General features: G+C 40.1%; 16 protein-coding genes. 12 read left to right on the forward strand and 4 right to left on the reverse strand.

The window, feature by feature from the left end:
* Positions 1–83 precede the first annotated feature (83 nt).
* Both RYX56_RS17690 and RYX56_RS17695 read left to right on the forward strand, forming a co-directional pair.
* Positions 84–1,145 (forward strand): tartrate dehydrogenase, encoded by a 1,062-nt coding sequence (locus RYX56_RS17690; RefSeq protein WP_317123371.1) that lies wholly within the window; start codon positions 84–86, stop codon positions 1,143–1,145.
* 17 nt (positions 1,146–1,162) lie between these two features.
* A complete protein-coding gene (locus tag RYX56_RS17695) occupies positions 1,163–1,789 on the forward strand; it encodes a fumarylacetoacetate hydrolase family protein (RefSeq protein ID WP_317123372.1) in 627 nt (208 codons plus the stop codon).
* A gap of 32 nt (positions 1,790–1,821) precedes the next feature.
* Here the strand turns inward: RYX56_RS17695 and RYX56_RS17700 are convergent, their stop codons facing one another.
* The gene (locus RYX56_RS17700; RefSeq protein ID WP_317123373.1) at positions 1,822–2,466 is read right to left on the reverse strand and encodes a class I SAM-dependent methyltransferase; all 645 of its coding nucleotides are present in this window, start codon (positions 2,464–2,466) and stop codon (positions 1,822–1,824) included.
* A gap of 67 nt (positions 2,467–2,533) precedes the next feature.
* On the reverse strand, positions 2,534–3,910 hold the full coding sequence (locus RYX56_RS17705; protein WP_317123467.1) for an alanine/glycine:cation symporter family protein: 1,377 nt from the start codon (positions 3,908–3,910) through the stop codon (positions 2,534–2,536).
* A 228-nt stretch (positions 3,911–4,138) separates the two neighbouring features.
* Between RYX56_RS17705 and RYX56_RS17710 the strand changes: the two genes are divergently transcribed.
* The 10 genes from RYX56_RS17710 (at position 4,139) to RYX56_RS17755 (ending at position 15,618) form a co-directional block, all read left to right on the forward strand.
* The gene (locus tag RYX56_RS17710; RefSeq protein ID WP_317123374.1) at positions 4,139–5,413 is read left to right on the forward strand and encodes a GntP family permease; all 1,275 of its coding nucleotides are present in this window, start codon (positions 4,139–4,141) and stop codon (positions 5,411–5,413) included.
* Positions 5,414–5,507: 94 nt separating this feature from the next.
* On the forward strand, positions 5,508–5,657 hold the full coding sequence (locus tag RYX56_RS17715) for a YfhD family protein (RefSeq protein ID WP_317123375.1): 150 nt from the start codon (positions 5,508–5,510) through the stop codon (positions 5,655–5,657).
* Between the two features lie 187 nt (positions 5,658–5,844).
* Positions 5,845–6,588 carry a glycerophosphodiester phosphodiesterase gene (locus RYX56_RS17720; protein ID WP_317123376.1) on the forward strand — a complete coding sequence of 248 codons (744 nt, stop codon included), beginning with the start codon at positions 5,845–5,847 and terminating at the stop codon, positions 6,586–6,588.
* A gap of 119 nt (positions 6,589–6,707) precedes the next feature.
* Complete coding sequence (locus RYX56_RS17725) at positions 6,708–7,748, forward strand: ArsR/SmtB family transcription factor (protein ID WP_317123377.1); 1,041 nt, start codon at positions 6,708–6,710, stop codon at positions 7,746–7,748.
* Positions 7,749–7,837: 89 nt separating this feature from the next.
* The gene (locus RYX56_RS17730) at positions 7,838–9,115 is read left to right on the forward strand and encodes an MFS transporter (protein WP_317123378.1); all 1,278 of its coding nucleotides are present in this window, start codon (positions 7,838–7,840) and stop codon (positions 9,113–9,115) included.
* A 129-nt stretch (positions 9,116–9,244) separates the two neighbouring features.
* Positions 9,245–10,264 (forward strand): LacI family DNA-binding transcriptional regulator, encoded by a 1,020-nt coding sequence (locus RYX56_RS17735; protein WP_317123379.1) that lies wholly within the window; start codon positions 9,245–9,247, stop codon positions 10,262–10,264.
* Between the two features lie 94 nt (positions 10,265–10,358).
* Positions 10,359–12,479, forward strand: coding sequence for an amylo-alpha-1,6-glucosidase (locus RYX56_RS17740; RefSeq protein WP_317123380.1), 2,121 nt, complete (start codon positions 10,359–10,361; stop codon positions 12,477–12,479).
* Between the two features lie 35 nt (positions 12,480–12,514).
* Positions 12,515–13,771 carry an ABC transporter substrate-binding protein gene (locus RYX56_RS17745; protein WP_439108510.1) on the forward strand — a complete coding sequence of 419 codons (1,257 nt, stop codon included), beginning with the start codon at positions 12,515–12,517 and terminating at the stop codon, positions 13,769–13,771.
* Positions 13,772–13,874: 103 nt separating this feature from the next.
* On the forward strand, positions 13,875–14,777 hold the full coding sequence (locus RYX56_RS17750) for a carbohydrate ABC transporter permease (RefSeq protein ID WP_317123382.1): 903 nt from the start codon (positions 13,875–13,877) through the stop codon (positions 14,775–14,777).
* Positions 14,761–15,618 carry a carbohydrate ABC transporter permease gene (locus tag RYX56_RS17755; protein WP_317123383.1) on the forward strand — a complete coding sequence of 286 codons (858 nt, stop codon included), beginning with the start codon at positions 14,761–14,763 and terminating at the stop codon, positions 15,616–15,618. The genes RYX56_RS17750 and RYX56_RS17755 overlap by 17 nt, the downstream gene beginning before the upstream one ends.
* Before the next feature lie 96 nt (positions 15,619–15,714).
* Here the strand turns inward: RYX56_RS17755 and RYX56_RS17760 are convergent, their stop codons facing one another.
* The gene (locus RYX56_RS17760; protein WP_439108509.1) at positions 15,715–18,153 is read right to left on the reverse strand and encodes a glycogen/starch/alpha-glucan phosphorylase; all 2,439 of its coding nucleotides are present in this window, start codon (positions 18,151–18,153) and stop codon (positions 15,715–15,717) included.
* Positions 18,137–19,576 carry a glycogen synthase gene (locus RYX56_RS17765; protein WP_317123384.1) on the reverse strand — a complete coding sequence of 480 codons (1,440 nt, stop codon included), beginning with the start codon at positions 19,574–19,576 and terminating at the stop codon, positions 18,137–18,139. Before RYX56_RS17765 ends, RYX56_RS17760 begins: the two co-directional genes overlap by 17 nt.
* Positions 19,577–19,599: the final 23 nt, after the last annotated feature.

Consider the following 19,599-nt stretch of genomic DNA (forward strand, 5'->3'; position numbering starts at 1 on the left):
TGCGCTTTATTCATTGAAAGGAACAAAGCGCTTTCAATTTTTAGAATTTTTCTATAAAATACAACTTGGAGAGGAGTGTTAGTGTGAAAAAGATAAAATTAGGTGTAATCCCAGGAGATGGGGTTGGAGTAGAAATTATGCCATATGCCACCCAAGTGTTAGATGTAATTGCCCAAGTGCATGGTGGCTTGAAATTTGAGCATTCATGGTATCCGTGGAGCTGTGAATATTATTTAGAGCACGGTGAGATGATGCCAAAAGATGGACTTGATCAACTCAGTCAGCATGATGCCATCTTTTTAGGAGCAGTTGGAAATCCAAATCTTGTAGCTGACCATACATCGTTATGGGGACTCTTAATTAATATTCGTCGAGGATTTAAGCAAACGTTAAATATACGTCATGCCAAGCAATTAAGAGGTATTACTCCGATGGTCATCAATCCTAACGGGTTTGATCTAATTGTTGTGCGCGAAAATAGTGAAGGCGAATATAGTGAAGTGGGAGGACGTATTCACTCAGGTGAGGATGAAGTGGTCGTTCAAAACGCTGTATTTACTAGAAAGGCAACTGAGCGTGCGATGCGCTATGCCTTTGAGTTAGCAAAAACGAGAAAAGGACATGTCACAAGTGCGACGAAATCAAATGGAATTGTGTTTTCGATGCCATTTTGGGATGAAGTGTTTGATCAAGTTGGAAAAGATTATCCAGATGTAGAAAAGCGCTCAGCTCATATTGATGCCTTAGCTGCTTTTTTAGTATCGAAGCCTAGTGAGTTTGATATTATCGTAGCAAGCAATTTATTTGGCGATATATTAACCGACATTAGCGCAGCTGTGATGGGAAGTATAGGGATTGGACCTGCAGCCAATTTGAATGTTGATGGGAGCTATCCTTCAATGTTTGAACCTGTTCACGGATCAGCACCTGACATTGTAGGGAAGGGGATTGCCAATCCAATCGGTCAAATTTGGACAGGTAAAATGATGCTAGACCATTTTGGAGAAACTGAACTTGCGACACAGCTACTGAACATTGTGGAGGATGTCACAGAAGCTGGCATTAAAACACCTGATGTAGGTGGTAAGGCCACGACAAGTGAAGTGACAGATGAAATAGTATCAAGAATTAAGCAACTTACATAAGGTTAGGAGTGTTAGAGATGAGCGAAGTAAAGAATATTTTTTGTATTGGACGAAATTATGCAAAACATGCAGTGGAATTAGGAAATGAAGTACCTGATTCTCCTATTTTATTTTCAAAGCCTACACACTCATTGGCCTATGCAAAAGGCGATATGATTGCATTTCCTGTTGATAAAGGGGAGATTCATCATGAGCTTGAAATTGTATTACATATCGATCAACAGGTGAAAAAGGGAGATCTTGTTGAGGATGTAGTTAGCGCTATGTCGCTGGGGATTGATTTTACCTTACGTGATGTTCAGAGTGAATTGAAGAAAAAGGGACAACCGTGGGAACGAGCAAAAGGATTTCCGAATGCTGCGATTACAACTGATCCATTTCCATTTCCGGGAGTTGAGGAATGTAGAGAGATTACATTTTCTCTAGTGAAAAATGGGGAAACGGTACAAGAGGGAACCATAAAAGACATGATGTTTGATTTTCAAGCGATCATCACGGAATGTCAGGATGTATTTGGCTTAAGTGCAGGGGATCTCATCTATACGGGTACCCCTGAAGGAGTAGGGCCGATTCAAGATGGTGACCATTTTGAGTTCTATTGGGGAGAAGAGTGCAAAGGAAGGTTTACCGTTGAAATGAAATAAGAAAGGAGCCATTTTTGATGGGCTCCTTTTTTCTATTCTTTAGTGTTTTTCTTTATAAACATCGCCACTTTATACTCGAATTCGGTTTTATTGATTGTAGCAGCATTTTCACCAAAGTAAAAGCTCAGTAGTTTTCGTGCTTCTTCCACCGAATCAAAAGAAAAGGAAGTATGAATGATTTGATACTCAAAACCTTTGTTGACCCAATAATCCACATTACTTGCAATTGGATTTGTAGAAAGTGAGCAAAATTCATCCTCACCGTAATTATCTACAATGACTAGTAGCCCGTCCTCTTTCACGATTCGCTTCATTTCATCTAGACCCTTCTCAAGGTCTGCAACACCCTCAAAGAAAAAGGCCCAAGTAGAGTAAGCAGCATCAAATGTACTTATGTGAAAGGGAATGTCTTGTGCTGTGCCTTTTGACCAGATGATCGCTTTAGTCGAATCAATCATTAATGGGTCAGGCTCGATAGCTACAATGGTGCGATGATTTGATTGTAGCTGCTCTGCTGTGAACCCATTCCCAGCACCAACATCTAAAACCATTCCATTTGGTAACAGTTGGTCTAATGCTTCTATTACTTTACCCTGCCTATCCATGCATCTTCGTTCAATTTCAAACATTTCTGGATGTTCTCCCCCGTAAAAAGGAATGATATCTGAGTGTTTCATTTGTAGACCTCCTAACGTCATTTAAAACCCCGCCAAGTAAACTTGACAGGGCCGCTTGCTCACTTTTTTATCCCTCTTGCTTTAAGGCTTTGCTTTCGGCCTTTTCTTGTCGCATCTGTTTTAAGAAACGATGCGTCTCAGCTACAACGACACCTGATAGACCAAGAAGACCAATTAAGTTCGGAACAGCCATAAGACCATTCATAATGTCGGCAACGCCCCAAACAACGTCTAAGCTTGCACCTGCACCTAATGCAACTGCTAATACGAATAACACACGATACACAACAATAGATTTTTGTGATTTGAAAAGGTAATAGAAACATTTTTCCCCATAGTACGACCAGCCTAGAATCGTCGAGTAGGCGAAGAATACTAAACCTACAGCAACAACAATGGCCCCTGCTGGTCCTAAGAAGTATTCAAATGTCGCAGAGGTAAGCGCCGCACCCGTTTCTCCACCTGTATAAAGATTACCCATTACAAGAGCAATACCAGTGATTGAACAAATAATAATCGTATCAATAAAGACTTGAGTCATCGATACAAGCGCTTGACGTCCTGGATAATCTGTCTTTGCCGCAGCAGCAGCAATCGGAGCAGAACCTAGACCAGCTTCATTGGAGAATACACCACGAGCTACCCCGTATTGAATCACGACCCCAATCGCTCCACCCGCAACAGCCTGACCAGTAAAGGCATCAGTGAAAATTAATGCTACTGCACTAGGAACAAGTGTCACATTGCTTAAAATTAAAATAAGACCAGCACCAACATAGAATAAAGCCATTAAAGGTACGATAAAAGCAACGGCGCGACCAATACTGCGAATCCCACCTAGTAAAACAAGACCTGTGAAGATGGCAAGAAGAATACCGGTGATCCAAGGGTTAATACCCCAATTACTCTCAATAACAGCAGCTACTGAGTTTGATTGAACCGTATTACCAATACCAAAGGCAGCGATAGCAGCTAAAATGGCAAAGGTTACACCAAGCCATTTCATTCCTAGTCCTTTTTCAAGGTAATACATTGGTCCACCAGCCATTTGACCGTTCTTATCTTTTTCACGGTACTTAACGGCTAGAATAGCCTCTGCGTATTTTGTAGCCATACCGAAAATGGCAGATAGCCACATCCAAAATACAGCACCCGGCCCCCCGATGACAACAGCGGTTGCTACCCCGGCGATATTACCGGTACCAACTGTAGCAGCGAGTGCAGTCATCAGAGATTGGAAATGAGAAATATCTCCTTCTGATTTTTTGTCTTGCTTACGACTAAAAGCAAGCTTTAGTGCATAAGGCAAAGTCGAAAATTGAAGAAATGCGAGACGGAATGTAAGATAAATACCTGTTCCGACTAATAAGATCAGAAGCGGTGGGCCCCATACGAACCCACTAATTTCATTAATCGTCTGGATTAATCGGCTTTCTTCTTCCATCATAAACCCCCCTTTTAATTGCATTAATAGTATTAATATTCCGAAAATATAACGAGTTTGTCAAGCTCAAAATATATTTTGGCTAAAAGACAAGGTAGTTGCCATATTAGCAATCATCATGTCGACGTTCAACTAGTTCGGAAGGTATTCTAACATAACTAGTTTTTTTCATAGAAAAGAAGTACTATTAAGTTTTGAGAATTGAAGTGGACGTTAGGTGAGTAAAAGATGGATATCGAGTTAACAATAGTTGGAACATTACTCGCATTGGTTGCGACAATTGGATTAATTTTAATAAGAGTAGCACCTGCTTATGCAATGATGGCTGGGGCTTTAATTGGCGGAGTAATTGGTGGCGCCACTTTACTGGAAACGGTTGAATTAATGATCGGCGGCGCAGAAGGGATGGTAGGGGTTGTCTTAAGGGTTTTGGCTGCGGGGATTCTGGCCGGAGTGTTAATCGAATCTGGTGCTGCAAAAACAATTGCTGAATCGATCTTATATAAGCTTGGCGAAACAAAGGCTTTACTTGCTGTTGCAGGGGCGACAATGGTGTTGACAGGTGTAGGCGTATTTATTGGTGTAGCCATCTTAACCGTGGCCCCAGTTGCCTTATCGATTGCTAAAAGAGCAAACCTGTCAAAGATGGCGGTCTTGCTTGCCATATCTGGAGGTGGAAAAGCTGGAAATATCATTTCACCCAATCCAAATACAATCGCAGCGGCAGAAGCATTTCAAGTCCCTTTAACGTCTGTGATGTTTGTCGGGATTGTCCCAGCTTTAGGCGGGATCGCCATTACTTACGTGCTAGCACGTAAACTTCGTAATGTTGGAGATGCTGTAGAGGAGAACGAACTTCCAAATGAAGTTGTCGGTGAATCACCAATTTTAGCTAAAGCTCTTGCCGCTCCAGGAGTAGCGATTGCTCTATTGCTTTTGCAACCTCTCTTTGGCATACATATTGACCCTCTCTTTGCTCTACCAATAGGTGGGGTAATAGGGGCACTTGTGATGGGTAAAGGAAGACATTTAAATCATTATATCCATTCTGGACTTGAGAAAATGGCAGGAGTGGCGATTTTGTTACTCGGAACAGGAACGTTAGCGGGAATAATCGCCCACTCTGCTCTAATTGATCAAATATTACATGGAATTGATGCACTAAGCTTACCTGCTTATTTCCTAGCACCGATTGCTGGTATTACAATGTCTGCCGCTACAGGGTCGACAGCTGCCGCTACAGCAGTAGCCGGTAATGTGTTTGCCCCAACGATTTTAGAACTGGGCATTCATGCCTTAGCAGGAGCTGCGATGGTTCATGCTGGAGCAACAGTGCTTGATCACATGCCTCACGGAACATTTTTCCACATTACACGAGCCAGTGTTGGAATGGTAATGAAAGAGCGTTTTAAACTCCTGCCGTATGAAACATTAATCGGGGTTGTTATTGTGGTGATTTCAACATTGATATTTGGTGTGTTTGGATTCCTATTCTTTGGCTAATAACAAGTAGCTGAATAGTTTCCTTCCATCCTCGTACATACTAATTTCGATAAGTGAAAACAGATCTGCTTATCAAATTTAGGAGGGTATAACGATGAAAAAAAATGAGAACAAGCAATACCAGCAACAAGGACCATATGATGATGTTGAATATTCAGCAGAAGTAGCAGATGCAGAAGATAAAGAAGCGATGGCTCGAATGAATGAAGCGGACAAGCGAGCTGAAAAACAGAGAAATCAGTAGTATGTACAGGGTAAGTCATTAAACGGAGTCTTCCTTTAAAAGGGAGGCTTCTTTTGATTGTATAGAAGATATTCATATCATGATGGACAGAAGGTTGATTTCTAACTAGGGATGGGAATAAGATTAAAAAAGGTAAAGATCAGTAGATGAAGAGTATTGAAATTCATTTAGAAAAGGAGACCTCTACGTGAATAAAACAGCTATATTTGCCCACCGCGGAGCTTCGCTTCATTATCCGGAAAATACAATGGTTGCTTTTGAAGCAGCGTATAAGCTAGGTGCGGATGGAATTGAATTTGATGTCCAGCTAAGTAAAGACTTAGTGCCGGTTGTGATTCATGATGCGACCTTGAACCGTACGACGAATGGGTCAGGTTATGTGGGTGCTCATACCGTTGAACAATTAAAAAGCCTAAGCGCTGGTTCTTGGTTTGACTCGGCGTTTACTGAGGAAACAATTCCAACGTTAGAAGAAGTGCTTATTTGGGCAAGCGATAAAGAGATGACATTGAACATTGAACTAAAAGGAGCGATCACGCAGCGTGACCATGTCGTGAAGACCATTCTGCCTCTTTTACATGAGTACGAGCTAACAAAGCGCGTCATTCTTTCTTCTTTTGACCACAATGTGATCCAGCAAGCTCTAAAAGTGGCGCCAGAACTTGAATCAGCAGTCATCGTGACAGCAGCATTATATAAGCCAGAAAGATATGTAAAAGAAGTAGGTGTTTCGGGGTATCATTTTATGTCTCCTTTATTATTAGAAGAAGAAGCTAAAGCGTTGATTCATGCTGGAATTAAGATTAGGCCTTATACAGTCAATAGCGAGGGATTGTTAAAAATGTATATGGAGTGGGAATGTGCAGGGATTTTTACTGACAACCCTAAGCTTGCCCTGCAAGTACGAGAGCAATTAAACGATAAGGAGTAACTCTTTATCGTTTTTTATTATGGGATTTTTTCCATTTAGTAATTGACATTTTATCTTTCTCTTACATATAATTCTATATATATCGAACATCTGATTCGATAGAAGTTGGAGGTGTTTAGATGGGTTCAATAAATAAAGTAACTTTTTTACAATCGCCGGTTGTCGACTTATTAGTTAGTATGTTAAGAGTGGTGAGTCATGAATATTTAAATGAATTAGAGGACTTGAACGGGCAAGTATCAAAGGAAATGGAAAAGTGGATTGAAGAAACAAGAAAAAAGCTCCCTAGTGAGATGAAGCATGAGTTAGAAACGTTCTTTCACCAGGAAAGTTTTCTAGCTATTACGATTATTCCATGGGTAATTAAAGAAGGGCTTTACAAAGATGTTCATGTGTTCCTAAGTGCGATGCATAATTTGGCTGATGAGGAACTGTTTACTCATTTCACACATACAGGCTATGGACCCGATGAAGAGTTAACCAATTATAAAGAACCGAGTGAAGTGATCTCTTTCTTAGAGAAGTTGAACTTGCCTGAAACAGAAAAGTGGAAGCTGAGTTATCTCATTTTTGATGGTTCAAAAACGAAACAGCGTTTGATAAAACTGATTGAACGGTTTTATTATCATTATTATGAATCAATTGAAGCAGATATTTTAAAGAAACAACAGGTGTGGCTGACGAATGTAGGAGATCTGAGTTTAAAACGAAATGAAAGCTATATGAGCGGGTTGATTACACAATATGGTATTGATGTTGAGGAGTGGGAAGAACTTGTTGTCGTTCCATCTTATTTTGCTGATTATTCGATGCTCTTTATGTCGGTAAAAAAGATGAATCTAACCGCTTTTATTTTAGGTGCGCGTCATCTCGAAGTTCAGGATATTGGCAGGGGTGAAAAGGAAACATTAGATGCGATCCGGACGATAACAGATGAGAAGCGGTTTAAAATGCTGCAACTATTAAAGAAGCAACCAATGTATGGATATGAGTTAGCTCAACACCTAGAAGTATCCAATTCAACAATCTCCCATCACTTGTCAGCTTTGGTTGCAAGACAATTTGTGCAAGCGATTCGAAGAGAGAACAAAGTATTTTATGAAGTGAATCAAGAGGAAATCGGGCAAGTAATAAGGTCTTTAGAACGAATGTTAATTTAATAGATGAGAACCTCATCTATTTTTTTGGTTGAACATTCGATCGTGATAGAAAGTAATTTACAACTATAATGAAAATGAGGGAGGCTACGATGGGAGAAGCATCAGTAGTAAATGAAAAAGAGGTGCAAGAAGTAAAAGTTCCTTCTGTATTTAAAGAGTATCGCTTTGTTCTATTATTTCTAACGCTACTTGTTTCTAGTTTTAGTGTTTCTTTTTTTATGGTAGCAACGAATTGGTATGTTGTTGATTATTTAGGATTAGAAGCGATGCTTGGTATTGTCTTCTTTGCCTCAAGTGTTCCAAGGCTTTTGTTTATGTTAATTGGTGGCGTGGTTGCTGATCGGATAAGTAAAGCATGGGTGATGTTTCTCTCGGATTTTCTTAAAGGTGTATTACTCCTTGGTGTGATAGGATTCCTGTTTTATGATGCTTATACGATTTGGCCACTTGTTGCATTAGCTTTCGTTTTCGGTATTTTGGATGCGTTTTTCTGGCCGGCTAGTAGTGCAATTTTGCCAGAAACCGTGAAAGAAGAGCAGTTGACTCGAGCTAATACAGTAATTGATATGACACGTCAAGGATCTATGATCGTGGGACCACTCCTTGCAGCAACGATGCTAGCAGTTGGTGGATACGTCCTCATTTTTACAATCACAGCGGTCTCACTCATAATGGCTGGGGTGATTGATCTTCTTATTAAGAAAAAGATGCCAGAAAAAAGAGAAGCAGTCCATTCAAAGGGTGTACAAAGAAAAGAGACGATGATTCAAGCCATTAAAGGTGGATTGGCTTATGTAAGGAAAAGTCCTTTCCTACTAGCATTAATGACTTCGACCATTTTTTTGAACTTTTTCTTTAGTGGCCCCTTGCAGCTTGGGGTGCCGTTATTCTCCTCTCGTATTTTAAACGGGGATGAAGTTACGTATGCCTTTTTAAATGGAGGAATTGCTGCTGGAATGCTAGTAGGTGGAGTGGGCGTTGGGCTGTTGAATATTCAACGGAAGAGAGGTCTAATTTCCATTTTGGCGATGTCATCTTTAGGGCTAATGTTTCTAGGCTTTAGCCTTTCAACAACTTTTATAAGCAGTATGTTCTTCATTATTTTACTGGGAGTCGCCATTAGTGTCACTAATATACCGTTGATTGCCGTTATTCAAAGCCATACAAAAAGAGAATACTTAGGTAGAGTGATGAGCTTAACATCGTTTGCTTCAATGGGTTTATTACCAGTTTCCTATCTGGTGACGTCTTTATTTTTAGCGATAGGCATAGCTATAGAGCTGATCATGCTTGTTAGTGCAGTTGGTTTAGCTGTTGTTTGCTTCATTATATTGTTTAAAGCAAAAGCATTACGTACAGCAGATTAAATTAGATATATTAAAGAAAATAATAAGAACATTAAAAAAACGCTTTCATTTTTCGAGGAGGTCTAGTATACTCATCGTTAAGAAAGCGTTATTACTATAAAAAGTTTCCGAAACGTTTTGGAGGTTATCGTGACTACAATTAAAGATATTGCGAGGGTGGCTGGCGTTTCGATCACAACCGTTTCGAGAGCTTTAAACGGATATAGTGACGTGAGTGAAAAGACTAGACGGCGTATACAGGAAGTGGCGAAAGAATTAAAGTATAGCCCGAATGCTGTAGCTAGAAGTCTGGTTATGAATCGTTCGAAAACGATTGGCCTTCTCGTCTCAGAGATAAGTCGTGAAGGGGCAAAAGATAATTTTACGTTTGAGGTATTGTGTGGGATCAATGATCGTGTGGCAGAACTTGATTATGATCTGATCTTATTTAATACCAATTCAGCTCAGCAAAAGGTAAAAAGCTATACGCAATTATGTCGTGAACGCCGAGTTGAAGGAGTTATTTTACAAGGGATCAAAACAGATGATCCTTATCTAGAGGAAGTAATTGAAAGTGATATTCCTTGCGTTGTAGTAGATGTTCCGATTACAGGTAATAAAGTAGGTTATGTGTCTACTGATAATGTAGACGGTGCTAAAAAGGCTGTTCAATACTTAATTGATTTAGGACATCAACAAATTGCGATGATGAATGGTCATGAAAAGGCCTTTGTAAGTCAGAAGCGTAAGGAAGGCTATCTTGCTACTCTAGAGCAAAATGAAATCCCTATAAAAGAGGATTGGATCTTAAATGGTGAATTCCGCGAAGAGCAAGCAGAAAAAGTAGCTCTTTACTTTTTAAGAAACCATCCGAATGTAACCGCTATATTTTGTGCAAGTGATTTAATGGCATTAGGCGTTTTAAAAGCAGCTAAAACATTGAACATTCGGGTGCCTTCCCAATTATCCGTGATTGGATATGATGATATCGTTCTAGCTGAATACGCGACTCCAAGTCTAACGACGGTAGCACAAGACAAATATCAAATAGGCTATGAGGCTGCAGGTCTTCTTATTGATTTATTAGCAGAGAACGAAACCAATAATGCTCGTATCCTAAAAAGTAATTTAAAAATACGTCAATCTACTGACTTTAACAAGAAAGCATAAGCTTTCTTGTACACTGAATCCAAAACGTTTTGGATTTTATTTTAAAGCATGCTCCGAAACGTTTTGGAAGAAATCATCCAGAGGAGAGAGACAAATGAACTATCGAGTAATAAAAGAAAATGATCTATTCCTATTAACAGATGAAAAAGGAAATATCCCAAAAGGCCATGAATATGGAGCAGGACTTTATACGAAAGACACTCGCTATTTGAGTAAGTTTGATGTACGAATCAATCAACAAGAGCCGGTTTTGCTCACGTCAAATTCTGATGATGCCTACCGCTCATCGTTTATATTAACGAATCCTCATATGGAGGAAGACGGGGAATTGATTTTATGGCGCGAGTCTGTTGAATTGAAGCGTGAGAGATTTATCTATGATGGTGTTTGTTATGAGGAATTGATCGTAACCAACTACTACCCGAAGCCTGTCTCTTTTGATTTAAGTGTTCATATGGAAGCTGATTTTCAAGATATGTTCATCGTAAGAGGATTTCAACATGGTGAGATTGGCAACAAAACAGGCGTAAAACAAGGAGAAAACGAATTACGCTTCATGTATGAAGGGGCAGATCAAATCTCCAGACAGACGGTGATCCAGTGGAGCAAGCAAGCAAAAGAAGTAACGGATCTAGGCGATCTAACATTCGGATTCGAGCTTGCTCATGGGCAAAGAGAGTCAATCGTTTTAGCGATTGCACCAATTGAAAACAATGAAGAGCCAGTCATCTTACCTGTAGATGAAGCTAGCCGAAAGTTAAAAGAAAGTCATGCAAAGTGGGATAACAACATTGCTAAACTTCAAACGGATCATTTACCGCTTCAACGTCTTGTTGATCGTGGTGTCTCAGATATGCGTGTGCTATTGACGGATTTAGGATATGGATCATTTCCAGTAGCTGGTTTGCCATGGTTTGCTGTTCCTTTCGGAAGAGATAGCTTAATTGCAGCATTGCAACTGCTCCCATTCCAACCTGAGGTAGCAAAAGGAACGTTGCGTACTATGGCTGCCTTCCAAGGTACGAAGCTTGATCCTTGGAGAGATGAGCAACCAGGAAAGATTATGCACGAACTTAGAAAAGGAGAATTGGCTAATACGAACCAAGTTCCATTTACTCCTTACTATGGCACAATCGATGCGACGCCGTTGTTTTTAATACTGCTTTCTGAATACATTAAATGGACAGGCGATGTGGAATTATTTAATGAGCTTACAGAGAATGTTGAAAATGCTCTGATGTGGATTGATGAGTACGGGGATCGTGATGGAGATTTATTTGTTGAATACCACCAAGAGTCATCTAAAGGAATTGCTAATCAGGGCTGGAAAGATTCAGCTGATTCGGTTGTACACCGTAATGGGGATTATGCTAAAACTCCGATTGCGCTAGCAGAAGTACAAGGCTATGTGTACCAAGCGAAACAAGGAATGGCAGAGCTATTTGAGGCAGTCGGTAACATTGAAAAGTCAAAGCAATTAGTGAATGAATCGAACCAACTGAAGGAAGCTTTTGAAGCAGCCTTTTGGATGGAGGACCAACAATTTTATGCGATCGCCCTTGATCAAGACAAAAAGCCAGTTGGAACGTTGACAACAAATCCAGGACATGTATTGTTTGCCGGAATGTTATCTGAAGGGAGAGCCCAAGCCGTAAGTAACATGCTTGTTTCAGATAAAATGTTCTCAGGCTATGGCATTCGTACAATGGGTGAAGGTGAAGCGGGTTATAACCCAATGAGCTACCATGATGGAAGTGTATGGCCACATGATAACAGCATGATTTTACTTGGAATGGGTAAGCTTGGCCACCACACGCAGGCAAATGCTGTAATTGATGGGTTAATCAAGGCTGCTCAGTACTTTGATAATGATCGTTTACCTGAATTATTCTGTGGCTATTCAGATGGGAAGCCGGTTATCCCTTATCCAGTCGCCTGTTCACCACAAGCGTGGGCAGCAGGTACACCTCTAGTGATGGTTCAAACAATGCTCGGTTTGTATCCTGATACACTTAAGAAAACAATCGCCCTAAACCCCGTGCTACCAGAGAGCATGAATGAACTAGTGCTTCGTAATGTAACGATTGCATCAGGACAATTAGATCTCATAGTTAGAAGAGAAGATCACGAATTGAAAGTGACTGTTGAGAAGAATACAACAGGATTAGATCTACAATTAGTTGATCAAAAAAAGTCGAAGTCATCTAGAAATTAACCTATATAAAAGGAAATAAGAGAGGGGAAAGCATGATGAAAAAATGGTTTATGACAATGGGGATTAGTACAGTCTTACTTGGTAGTGTTCTTGCAGGTTGCGGGAATAACGGCGGAGAAAGTACTTCTGGAGAGAATTCAAACGATGGTGAAGTCACCCAAATTACCTTGACAGGTTGGCAATCATCACCACAAGAGCAGAAGTATTTAGATGAGACAATTGCTCTGTTTGAGGAACAAAATCCTGATATAGAAGTAACAATTAGTACGATTCCTGATTCATACATGGATGTCTTGCGTACTCGCTTAATTGGTGGAGATGGACCTGATGTGTTCTATTTAGACGCATTTGAAGCTCCTGGCTTAATTGAAACGGGAGTGGTTGAACCTCTTGATGAGTATATTTCAGAGGACTTTGATTTAGATGATTTTGAACAGCCACTGTTAGATGCATTCCGTGGAGACGATGAGACGATTTATGGACTTCCAAAGGATACATCCACATTGGCTCTCTTCTACAATAAAGATTTATTAGAAGAAGCTGGATTTGATGGACCGCCCGCAACATGGGAGGAGCTAGAAGAAATGGCAGAAGCCCTTACCACAGATAGCACGTATGGTTACGGAGTCGTGCCAGATTTAGCCCGTCTTATGTTCATGGCTGAATCGAATGGTGGCCAAGTAGTAACCGACAACCAAGCTTCGTTTGGCGACCCTGCAGTGGTTGAAGCGTTGCAACCAGTTGTTGATATGAGAAATGAAGCAGGAACAGCAGCAGAGCCATCTGAAGTAGGATCTGATAATGGTGGAGAAATGTTCGCACTTGGAAGAGCAGCAATGATTATGGAAGGAAACTGGACGATTCCATTCCTTGATGAGAATTTCCCAGATGTTAATTACGGGGTTGCTGAAATCCCTACCATTAATGGAGAGCAAGGCACAATGGCGTTTACTGTTTCTTATGTAATGAATGCGGCAAGTGATAAAAAAGAAGCGTCTTGGAGATTGATCGAATTCTTAACTGGCAAAGAAGGAATGGAAGCATGGACGGCGAGTGGATTAACATTGCCGACGCGTGCATCTGTAGCTGAAACGCTTGATTATACAGATGATGAAATTTATGGTCCATTTGTAGCTGGAACATCATATGCGACGGTTTGGTCTGATGATACGAATTTACCGATCATTAATAATAATTTTGGAAACCAATTTATTAGTGCATTTTTAGGGCAACGTGATTTAGGTGAGGCATTAAAAGAAGCAGAAGATGTAGCAAACCGTGAAATTCAATAGAGCGTTATGGTGTAGGTGGGAACCTCCCACCTACACCATAAACCGCTTAGTTGATTCTAGTATGTTGAAGTGAGATGAATCGACTTTGGGAAGGAGTACCACCATGGCCATAAAAAAACCATCAAAAAAGCACATGCGTGAAGCAGGTCAGGGCTATTTATTCATGGGCCCGGCATTACTGACTATTGGTGTGTTTATCTTACTACCAATCATTTATGCAGTGATTCTATCCTTTCAGAAAGTGAATTTACTTGGAGGAATTTCTGAGTTTGTAGGAATTGATAACTTCGTTCGAATTTCAGATGATTTTCGGGCGGGAATTGCTCTACGCAACACTGCTTTTTATGTAGCGGTTGTTGTACCTGTTCAGACGCTCCTTGCCTTGATTCTTGCAGCTTGCTTGAACGCAAGGATTAAGGGAACGAACCTTTTCCGTGTCATTTTCTTTTTACCAACCTTAACATCATCAGCTGTGTTGGCTTTAATTTTTATGTTCATGTATAACAATCAAAATGGTCTAGTAAACCAATTTTTAAGTACGATTGGCTTACCGACTTATAACTGGCTAGGAGATCCGTCGGTTGCGTTGATTGCCATTATGATTATGAACATTTGGGCAACTGCTCCATTTTATATGGTTATTTATTTAGCTGGTTTGAAGGATGTACCGGAAAGTTTATATGAAGCTGCAGAGCTTGACGGGGCATCAGCGATCCAAAAATTCCGCTATATTACGGTTCCGATGTTACGACCAATTACATCATTTGTAGTCATTATGGGGATTATTGGGACGTTCCAACTTTTTGATCAATCGTATATCTTCTCAGGCGGAACAGGTGGGCCTGATAACTCGACACTGACAATCGTTCTGTTGATTTATCAATATGCGTTCAATACGTACGATCAAATGGGTTACGCAGCAGCGCTTGCTTTCTTGTTAGCGGTCATTATCTTAGCTGCAACACTCATTCAGCGCAAATTCCAAAAGGATGAACAAGTGTATTAATACGTCTGGAGTGAGAGCATTGAAAGATTTAAAAATTGGAAAGTTCATACTATATTCGATTCTTATAGGTTATGCAGTTGTAACAGTAACTCCTTTTTTATGGGCATTCTTTGCTTCGTTCAAACCTTTGAATGAGATCGTAGGTGGATTTTCCATCTTGCCTGAAAATTGGACACTTGATAACTATCGCTACATTATTAGTACCCAGCCACTCTTTATCCGCTGGTTATTCAACAGTGTTGTAATTGCAGTAGTTGGAACATTGCTTAATATTCTATTTAACTCAATGGCTGGTTATGCATTAGCTCGTTTGAGTTTTCCAGGTAAGAAGACACTGTTTGTCCTAGTGCTTGCCGTTCTTATGATCCCAGGTCAAGTCACCATGATTCCTAACTATCTTATTTTAAAGGAGTTAGGTTGGTTGAACTCTTACCAAGGGATGATTGTTCCTGCTATGGTTAATGCCACGTTTATCTTTATGATGCGTCAATTCTTCATCAACTTCCCGAGAGAAGTAGAAGAGGCTGCCGCAATAGATGGACTAAGTAGGATGGGAACATTCTTTAGAATCGTTCTGCCGATGGCTAAGCCAGCACTAGCTGCACAAGCGATATTTGTATTCATGGCGCTATGGAATGATTTCATGAGACCATTAATCGTTATGTCTGAAACGAGCATGTATACATTACCAGTTGGACTTAATGCCTTTCAATCAGAGAATGTGTCGTTTTGGAACTATGTTATGTCGGCATCCATGATTTTCACATTACCAGTATTGCTTATTTACATTTTCTTTAGTCGATTCTTTTTGGATGGGTTATCTTTTCGAGGAGATAAATAAAAATGAAGGAGTGTCCGATGTGACACTCCTTTTTACTATCTATCATTATGAATATAAATTTTATTCTTAGGAGGGTATCCTAAGCATTTGGATTGATCAGCTTTTTGAATAATGAGATTGGCTGATCTTCCATATGTCATTGGCGTATTCCATAATCGTATGATCACTTGAAAATTTGCCCGAATGAGCGATGTTTGTGGCACTCTTTTTTAACCAGGAAGCTTGATCACGATAGGTCTGGTCAATTAATTGTTGTGCTTCTACATAGCTATCAAAATCGCGCAAGACGAAATACTCATCATTATTAAAAAGCAGTGAGTAGTAGATGTCTTTAAACTCGACGTCATCTTGAGTAAAGGATTGATTGACTAGCTGGTCGATGACTGTTCGTAGCCTTTGGTCACTGTTGTAGTAATCTCTTGCACGGTATTTGTTGGTTGCTTGGTATTCAAAGACTTCCTCTGCGCTCAGACCAAATGTGTAAATATTATCTGCGCCAACTGCTGCACCAATTTCTACATTAGCACCATCCTGTGTACCGATGGTTAGAGCTCCGTTCATCATTAATTTCATATTTCCTGTTCCGGAGGCTTCTTTACTAGCGGTCGAAATTTGTTCACTTACATCAGCGGCTGGGATGATTTTCTCAGCTAGACTAACATTGTAATTTTCTAGGAAGACAACTTTTAATTTATCTTTGATCAAAGGATCGTTATTAATTTTTGTTGCAACGGTTGTGATTAACTTGATGACGTGCTTGGCGAAGTGATAGCTTGGAGCCGCTTTTGCTCCGAAGATGAAGGTTCTTGGGGTGCAATTTAGTGATGGGTTTTCTCTGCATAAATGATAAAGGTGCAAGATGTGAAATACATTCAATAGTTGGCGTTTATAACCATGAAGCCGCTTAATATGAACATCAAAAATTGAATCCTCATCGACAAGAATTCCATAATGCTGATTAATGTAACTTGCTAAGTGACGTTTGTTTTTTCGTTTGACCCGTGCAAGCTCTGCTTGAACACTAGGATCAGCTACATATTTTAATAGATTAATAAGCTCTTTCGGTTCATGAATCCAGTTTTTTCCGATGGTTTCATTTAATAAATTTGCTAGCTCTGGATTGGCATGCAAAAGCCAACGTCGATGAGTAATTCCATTCGTTTTATTGTTGAAACGATCTGGAAAAAGGGTGTGGAATGGCTTCATGACACGTTCCTTTAAAATATCAGTGTGCAGTTTAGCTACACCATTTATGCTATAGCTACCGACCATAGCAAGATGAGCCATATGAATTTGACCATAGGAAATAATCGCCATATCGGCAATCTGTTCACGCAGTTCTGGGTGATCAAACCAAATTCCTTGGCAGAAACGTTCATTGATTTCTTCAATAATCATGTAATGGCGAGGGAGGAGTTCTTTTACCATTTGTTCAGGCCATTTTTCTAAGGCTTCACTTAAGGTTGTATGATTGGTATAGGCAACTGTTTTAGTTGTTAAATCCCAAGCTTGATCCCAACCTAATCCTTCTTCATCCATTAAAAGACGCATTAATTCAGGAATAACGAGCGTTGGGTGAGTGTCGTTAATTTGAATGGATATTTTTTCTGGTAGTTCCGATATTGGCTGTTCGGTTTTTTTGAATTGATTGAGAATGCTTTGAACGCCAGCGGATACTAAGAAGTATTGTTGTTTGAGACGTAGAAGTTTCCCTTCATAGGACGAGTCATCCGGATAGAGAAATTCAGAAATCTTTTCTACCGACCGTTTGTAATCTAAGTAGTGGTAATAGTCTTTTCCGTGAACCGAATTGAAATGAAAGGGGTTAGTCGTCGACTCTGCGCTCCAAAGTCTTAACGTATTCACATTATCTGTTCCGTAGCCAACAACTGGCACATCGTAAGGGACGGCTAACACGCGCTCAAACTCTACATGATCAAATGTAAGCTTTTGATCGACATAGGTTGGGTTCACTTCTCCTCCAAAGCGAACTTCAATCGCCTTCTCAGACCGTTTCGTCTCCCACATGTAGTCGTCTTTCAACCAATAGTCAGGCAGTTCAACCTGATAGCCGTTGACCATTTTTTGTTGAAAAAGACCGTACTTGTATCGAATGCCAATCCCGTGACCAGGTAAGTTGAGGGAGGCTAATGAGTCTAGAAAGCAAGCAGCTAATCTACCGAGGCCGCCGTTTCCAAGGCCTGCATCTGCTTCTTCACTAAATACCTCACTTGGCTCAAAGTTATAATCATGTAAAGTTTCACAACATACGTCATACCACCCATGATTTAAGAGGTTCGTTTCAAGTAAACGACCTAACAAGAACTCCATTGAGAAATAATACATTTGTTTTTCGTCGTTACTTAAATGAACTTGCTTTGTTTTCTGCCAGTTACTATTCACTTCTTTTTTGACAAGAAGGGCAATGGCTTGGAATGCTTCTTTGTTGGTTGCTTCATCTGGACGCTTACTAAACGTGGTTAATAGTTTTTCTTGGAATTGAGCTGCAAAGGTCTCTTTATTCATCGGTTTCATCCCACGCTCCTTCATTTACTACATGTTTATAGACATCCTCATACGCTTTTGCCGATTGACTCCAGTCGAACTTTGACGTGTATATATTGTGTTGCAACTGTTTCCACAGTGCTTCTTCTCTATATAGCCACAAGCCACGCCTCACCGTATAAAGAAAGTCTTCTTCTTTGTAATTCGTGAAGCTCAGTCCATTTCCTTCTCCTGTAAACTCATTAAAAGAAAGAATTGTGTCTTTTAAGCCTCCCGTTTCGCGTACAATAGGCACTGTTTCATAGCGTAGAGCAATTAATTGACTTAGCCCGCATGGTTCAAATTTAGAGGGCATCACAAGAAAATCAGAGGCAGCATAAATAAATGAGGCAAGTTCTTCATTAAAGCCACGGTAAAAAGCAACACGGTCAGGGTAGCGCTGTGCAAGCTGTTCAAATTGCTCTTCAATCACAGGATCTCCTGAACCTAAGCATACAAATTGGACATCTTCTGCTTGTAGTAAGTCATCGATCGTATTAGTGACAAGAGATACACCTTTTTCCTCTACTAATCTTGAAATAAGAGAAATGAGTGGAGTGTGCTCGCTGATTGTTAAGCCTAGTTTATCTTGAAGGGCTTTTTTATTTTCTCGTTTTCGTTCAGGCTGATGATGATATGTAACAGGGATATGAAAATCAGTCGCCGGATTAAAATATCCCTCATCAATCCCATTTATAATGCCTGTTAAAGAATGATTCCTTTCTCTAATTAAAGAATCAAGCCCTTCTCCGAAAGCAGATGATTGAATTTCTTTTGCATACGTAGGGCTGACGGTTGTAATCCAATCAGCATGAACAATAGCGGCCTTCATAAAGTTAATCGCCCCGTTGTGATCAAGACCTATTTGATGTTGCTTATCTAAGTGAAGCAACTCATTAAAGATCGAATGAGGGAAGACGCCTTGGTACCTAAGGTTATGAATAGTAAAGACCGTTTTAACCTTGTGCGAATAGGCTCCTGCTTTAATGTAAGCAGGAAGTAATCCTGTTTGCCAATCGTGACAATGTAGCACATCAGGATGGAGAGCTAGTTTTTCCATCGATTCAAGGACTGCGTGTGTAAAAAAAGTGAATCGTTCGCCATCATCTTCTTGGCCATAGAAGGGCTTACGATCAAAGTAATAGTCATTTTCGATAAAGTAGTAAGTCACGTTTTTCTCTTTATAAGATAGGATGGCACAATGTTGATTACGCCATGTTACAGGAACAAAAAAGGTATCAACCCATTCAAGTTGTAATAGAATAGGAGTTGGGATCGATGTCGATTTTGGTAGGAAGACAATCAGTTCATGAGCTAATGCACTTAAAGCATGCGGGAGCGAACCAATTACATCTGCAAGGCCTCCCGTCTTAAAGAAGGGTGTACATTCTGTTGCAACCATGACTACTTTCATTGAAGGTTTCTCTCCTTTAGCAT

It is taken from the genome of Alkalihalophilus lindianensis (assembly GCF_032843265.1).
In the GTDB taxonomy this organism is placed as follows: Bacteria; Bacillota; Bacilli; order Bacillales; family Bacillaceae_D; genus Alkalihalophilus; species Alkalihalophilus lindianensis.

Coding starts and splice junctions, on each gene's coding strand:
- RYX56_RS17745 (WP_439108510.1), top strand. CDS start 12,515: ATGAAAAAATGGTTTATGACAATGGGGATTAGTACAGTCTTACTTGGT.
- RYX56_RS17755 (WP_317123383.1), top strand. CDS start 14,761: ATGAACAAGTGTATTAATACGTCTGGAGTGAGAGCATTGAAAGATTTA.
- RYX56_RS17705 (WP_317123467.1), bottom strand. CDS start 3,910: ATGGAAGAAGAAAGCCGATTAATCCAGACGATTAATGAAATTAGTGGG.
- RYX56_RS17730 (WP_317123378.1), top strand. CDS start 7,838: ATGGGAGAAGCATCAGTAGTAAATGAAAAAGAGGTGCAAGAAGTAAAA.
- RYX56_RS17725 (WP_317123377.1), top strand. CDS start 6,708: ATGGGTTCAATAAATAAAGTAACTTTTTTACAATCGCCGGTTGTCGAC.
- RYX56_RS17760 (WP_439108509.1), bottom strand. CDS start 18,153: ATGAAACCGATGAATAAAGAGACCTTTGCAGCTCAATTCCAAGAAAAA.
- RYX56_RS17765 (WP_317123384.1), bottom strand. CDS start 19,576: ATGAAAGTAGTCATGGTTGCAACAGAATGTACACCCTTCTTTAAGACG.
- RYX56_RS17710 (WP_317123374.1), top strand. CDS start 4,139: ATGGATATCGAGTTAACAATAGTTGGAACATTACTCGCATTGGTTGCG.
- RYX56_RS17695 (WP_317123372.1), top strand. CDS start 1,163: ATGAGCGAAGTAAAGAATATTTTTTGTATTGGACGAAATTATGCAAAA.
- RYX56_RS17715 (WP_317123375.1), top strand. CDS start 5,508: ATGAAAAAAAATGAGAACAAGCAATACCAGCAACAAGGACCATATGAT.
- RYX56_RS17740 (WP_317123380.1), top strand. CDS start 10,359: ATGAACTATCGAGTAATAAAAGAAAATGATCTATTCCTATTAACAGAT.
- RYX56_RS17700 (WP_317123373.1), bottom strand. CDS start 2,466: ATGAAACACTCAGATATCATTCCTTTTTACGGGGGAGAACATCCAGAA.
- RYX56_RS17750 (WP_317123382.1), top strand. CDS start 13,875: ATGGCCATAAAAAAACCATCAAAAAAGCACATGCGTGAAGCAGGTCAG.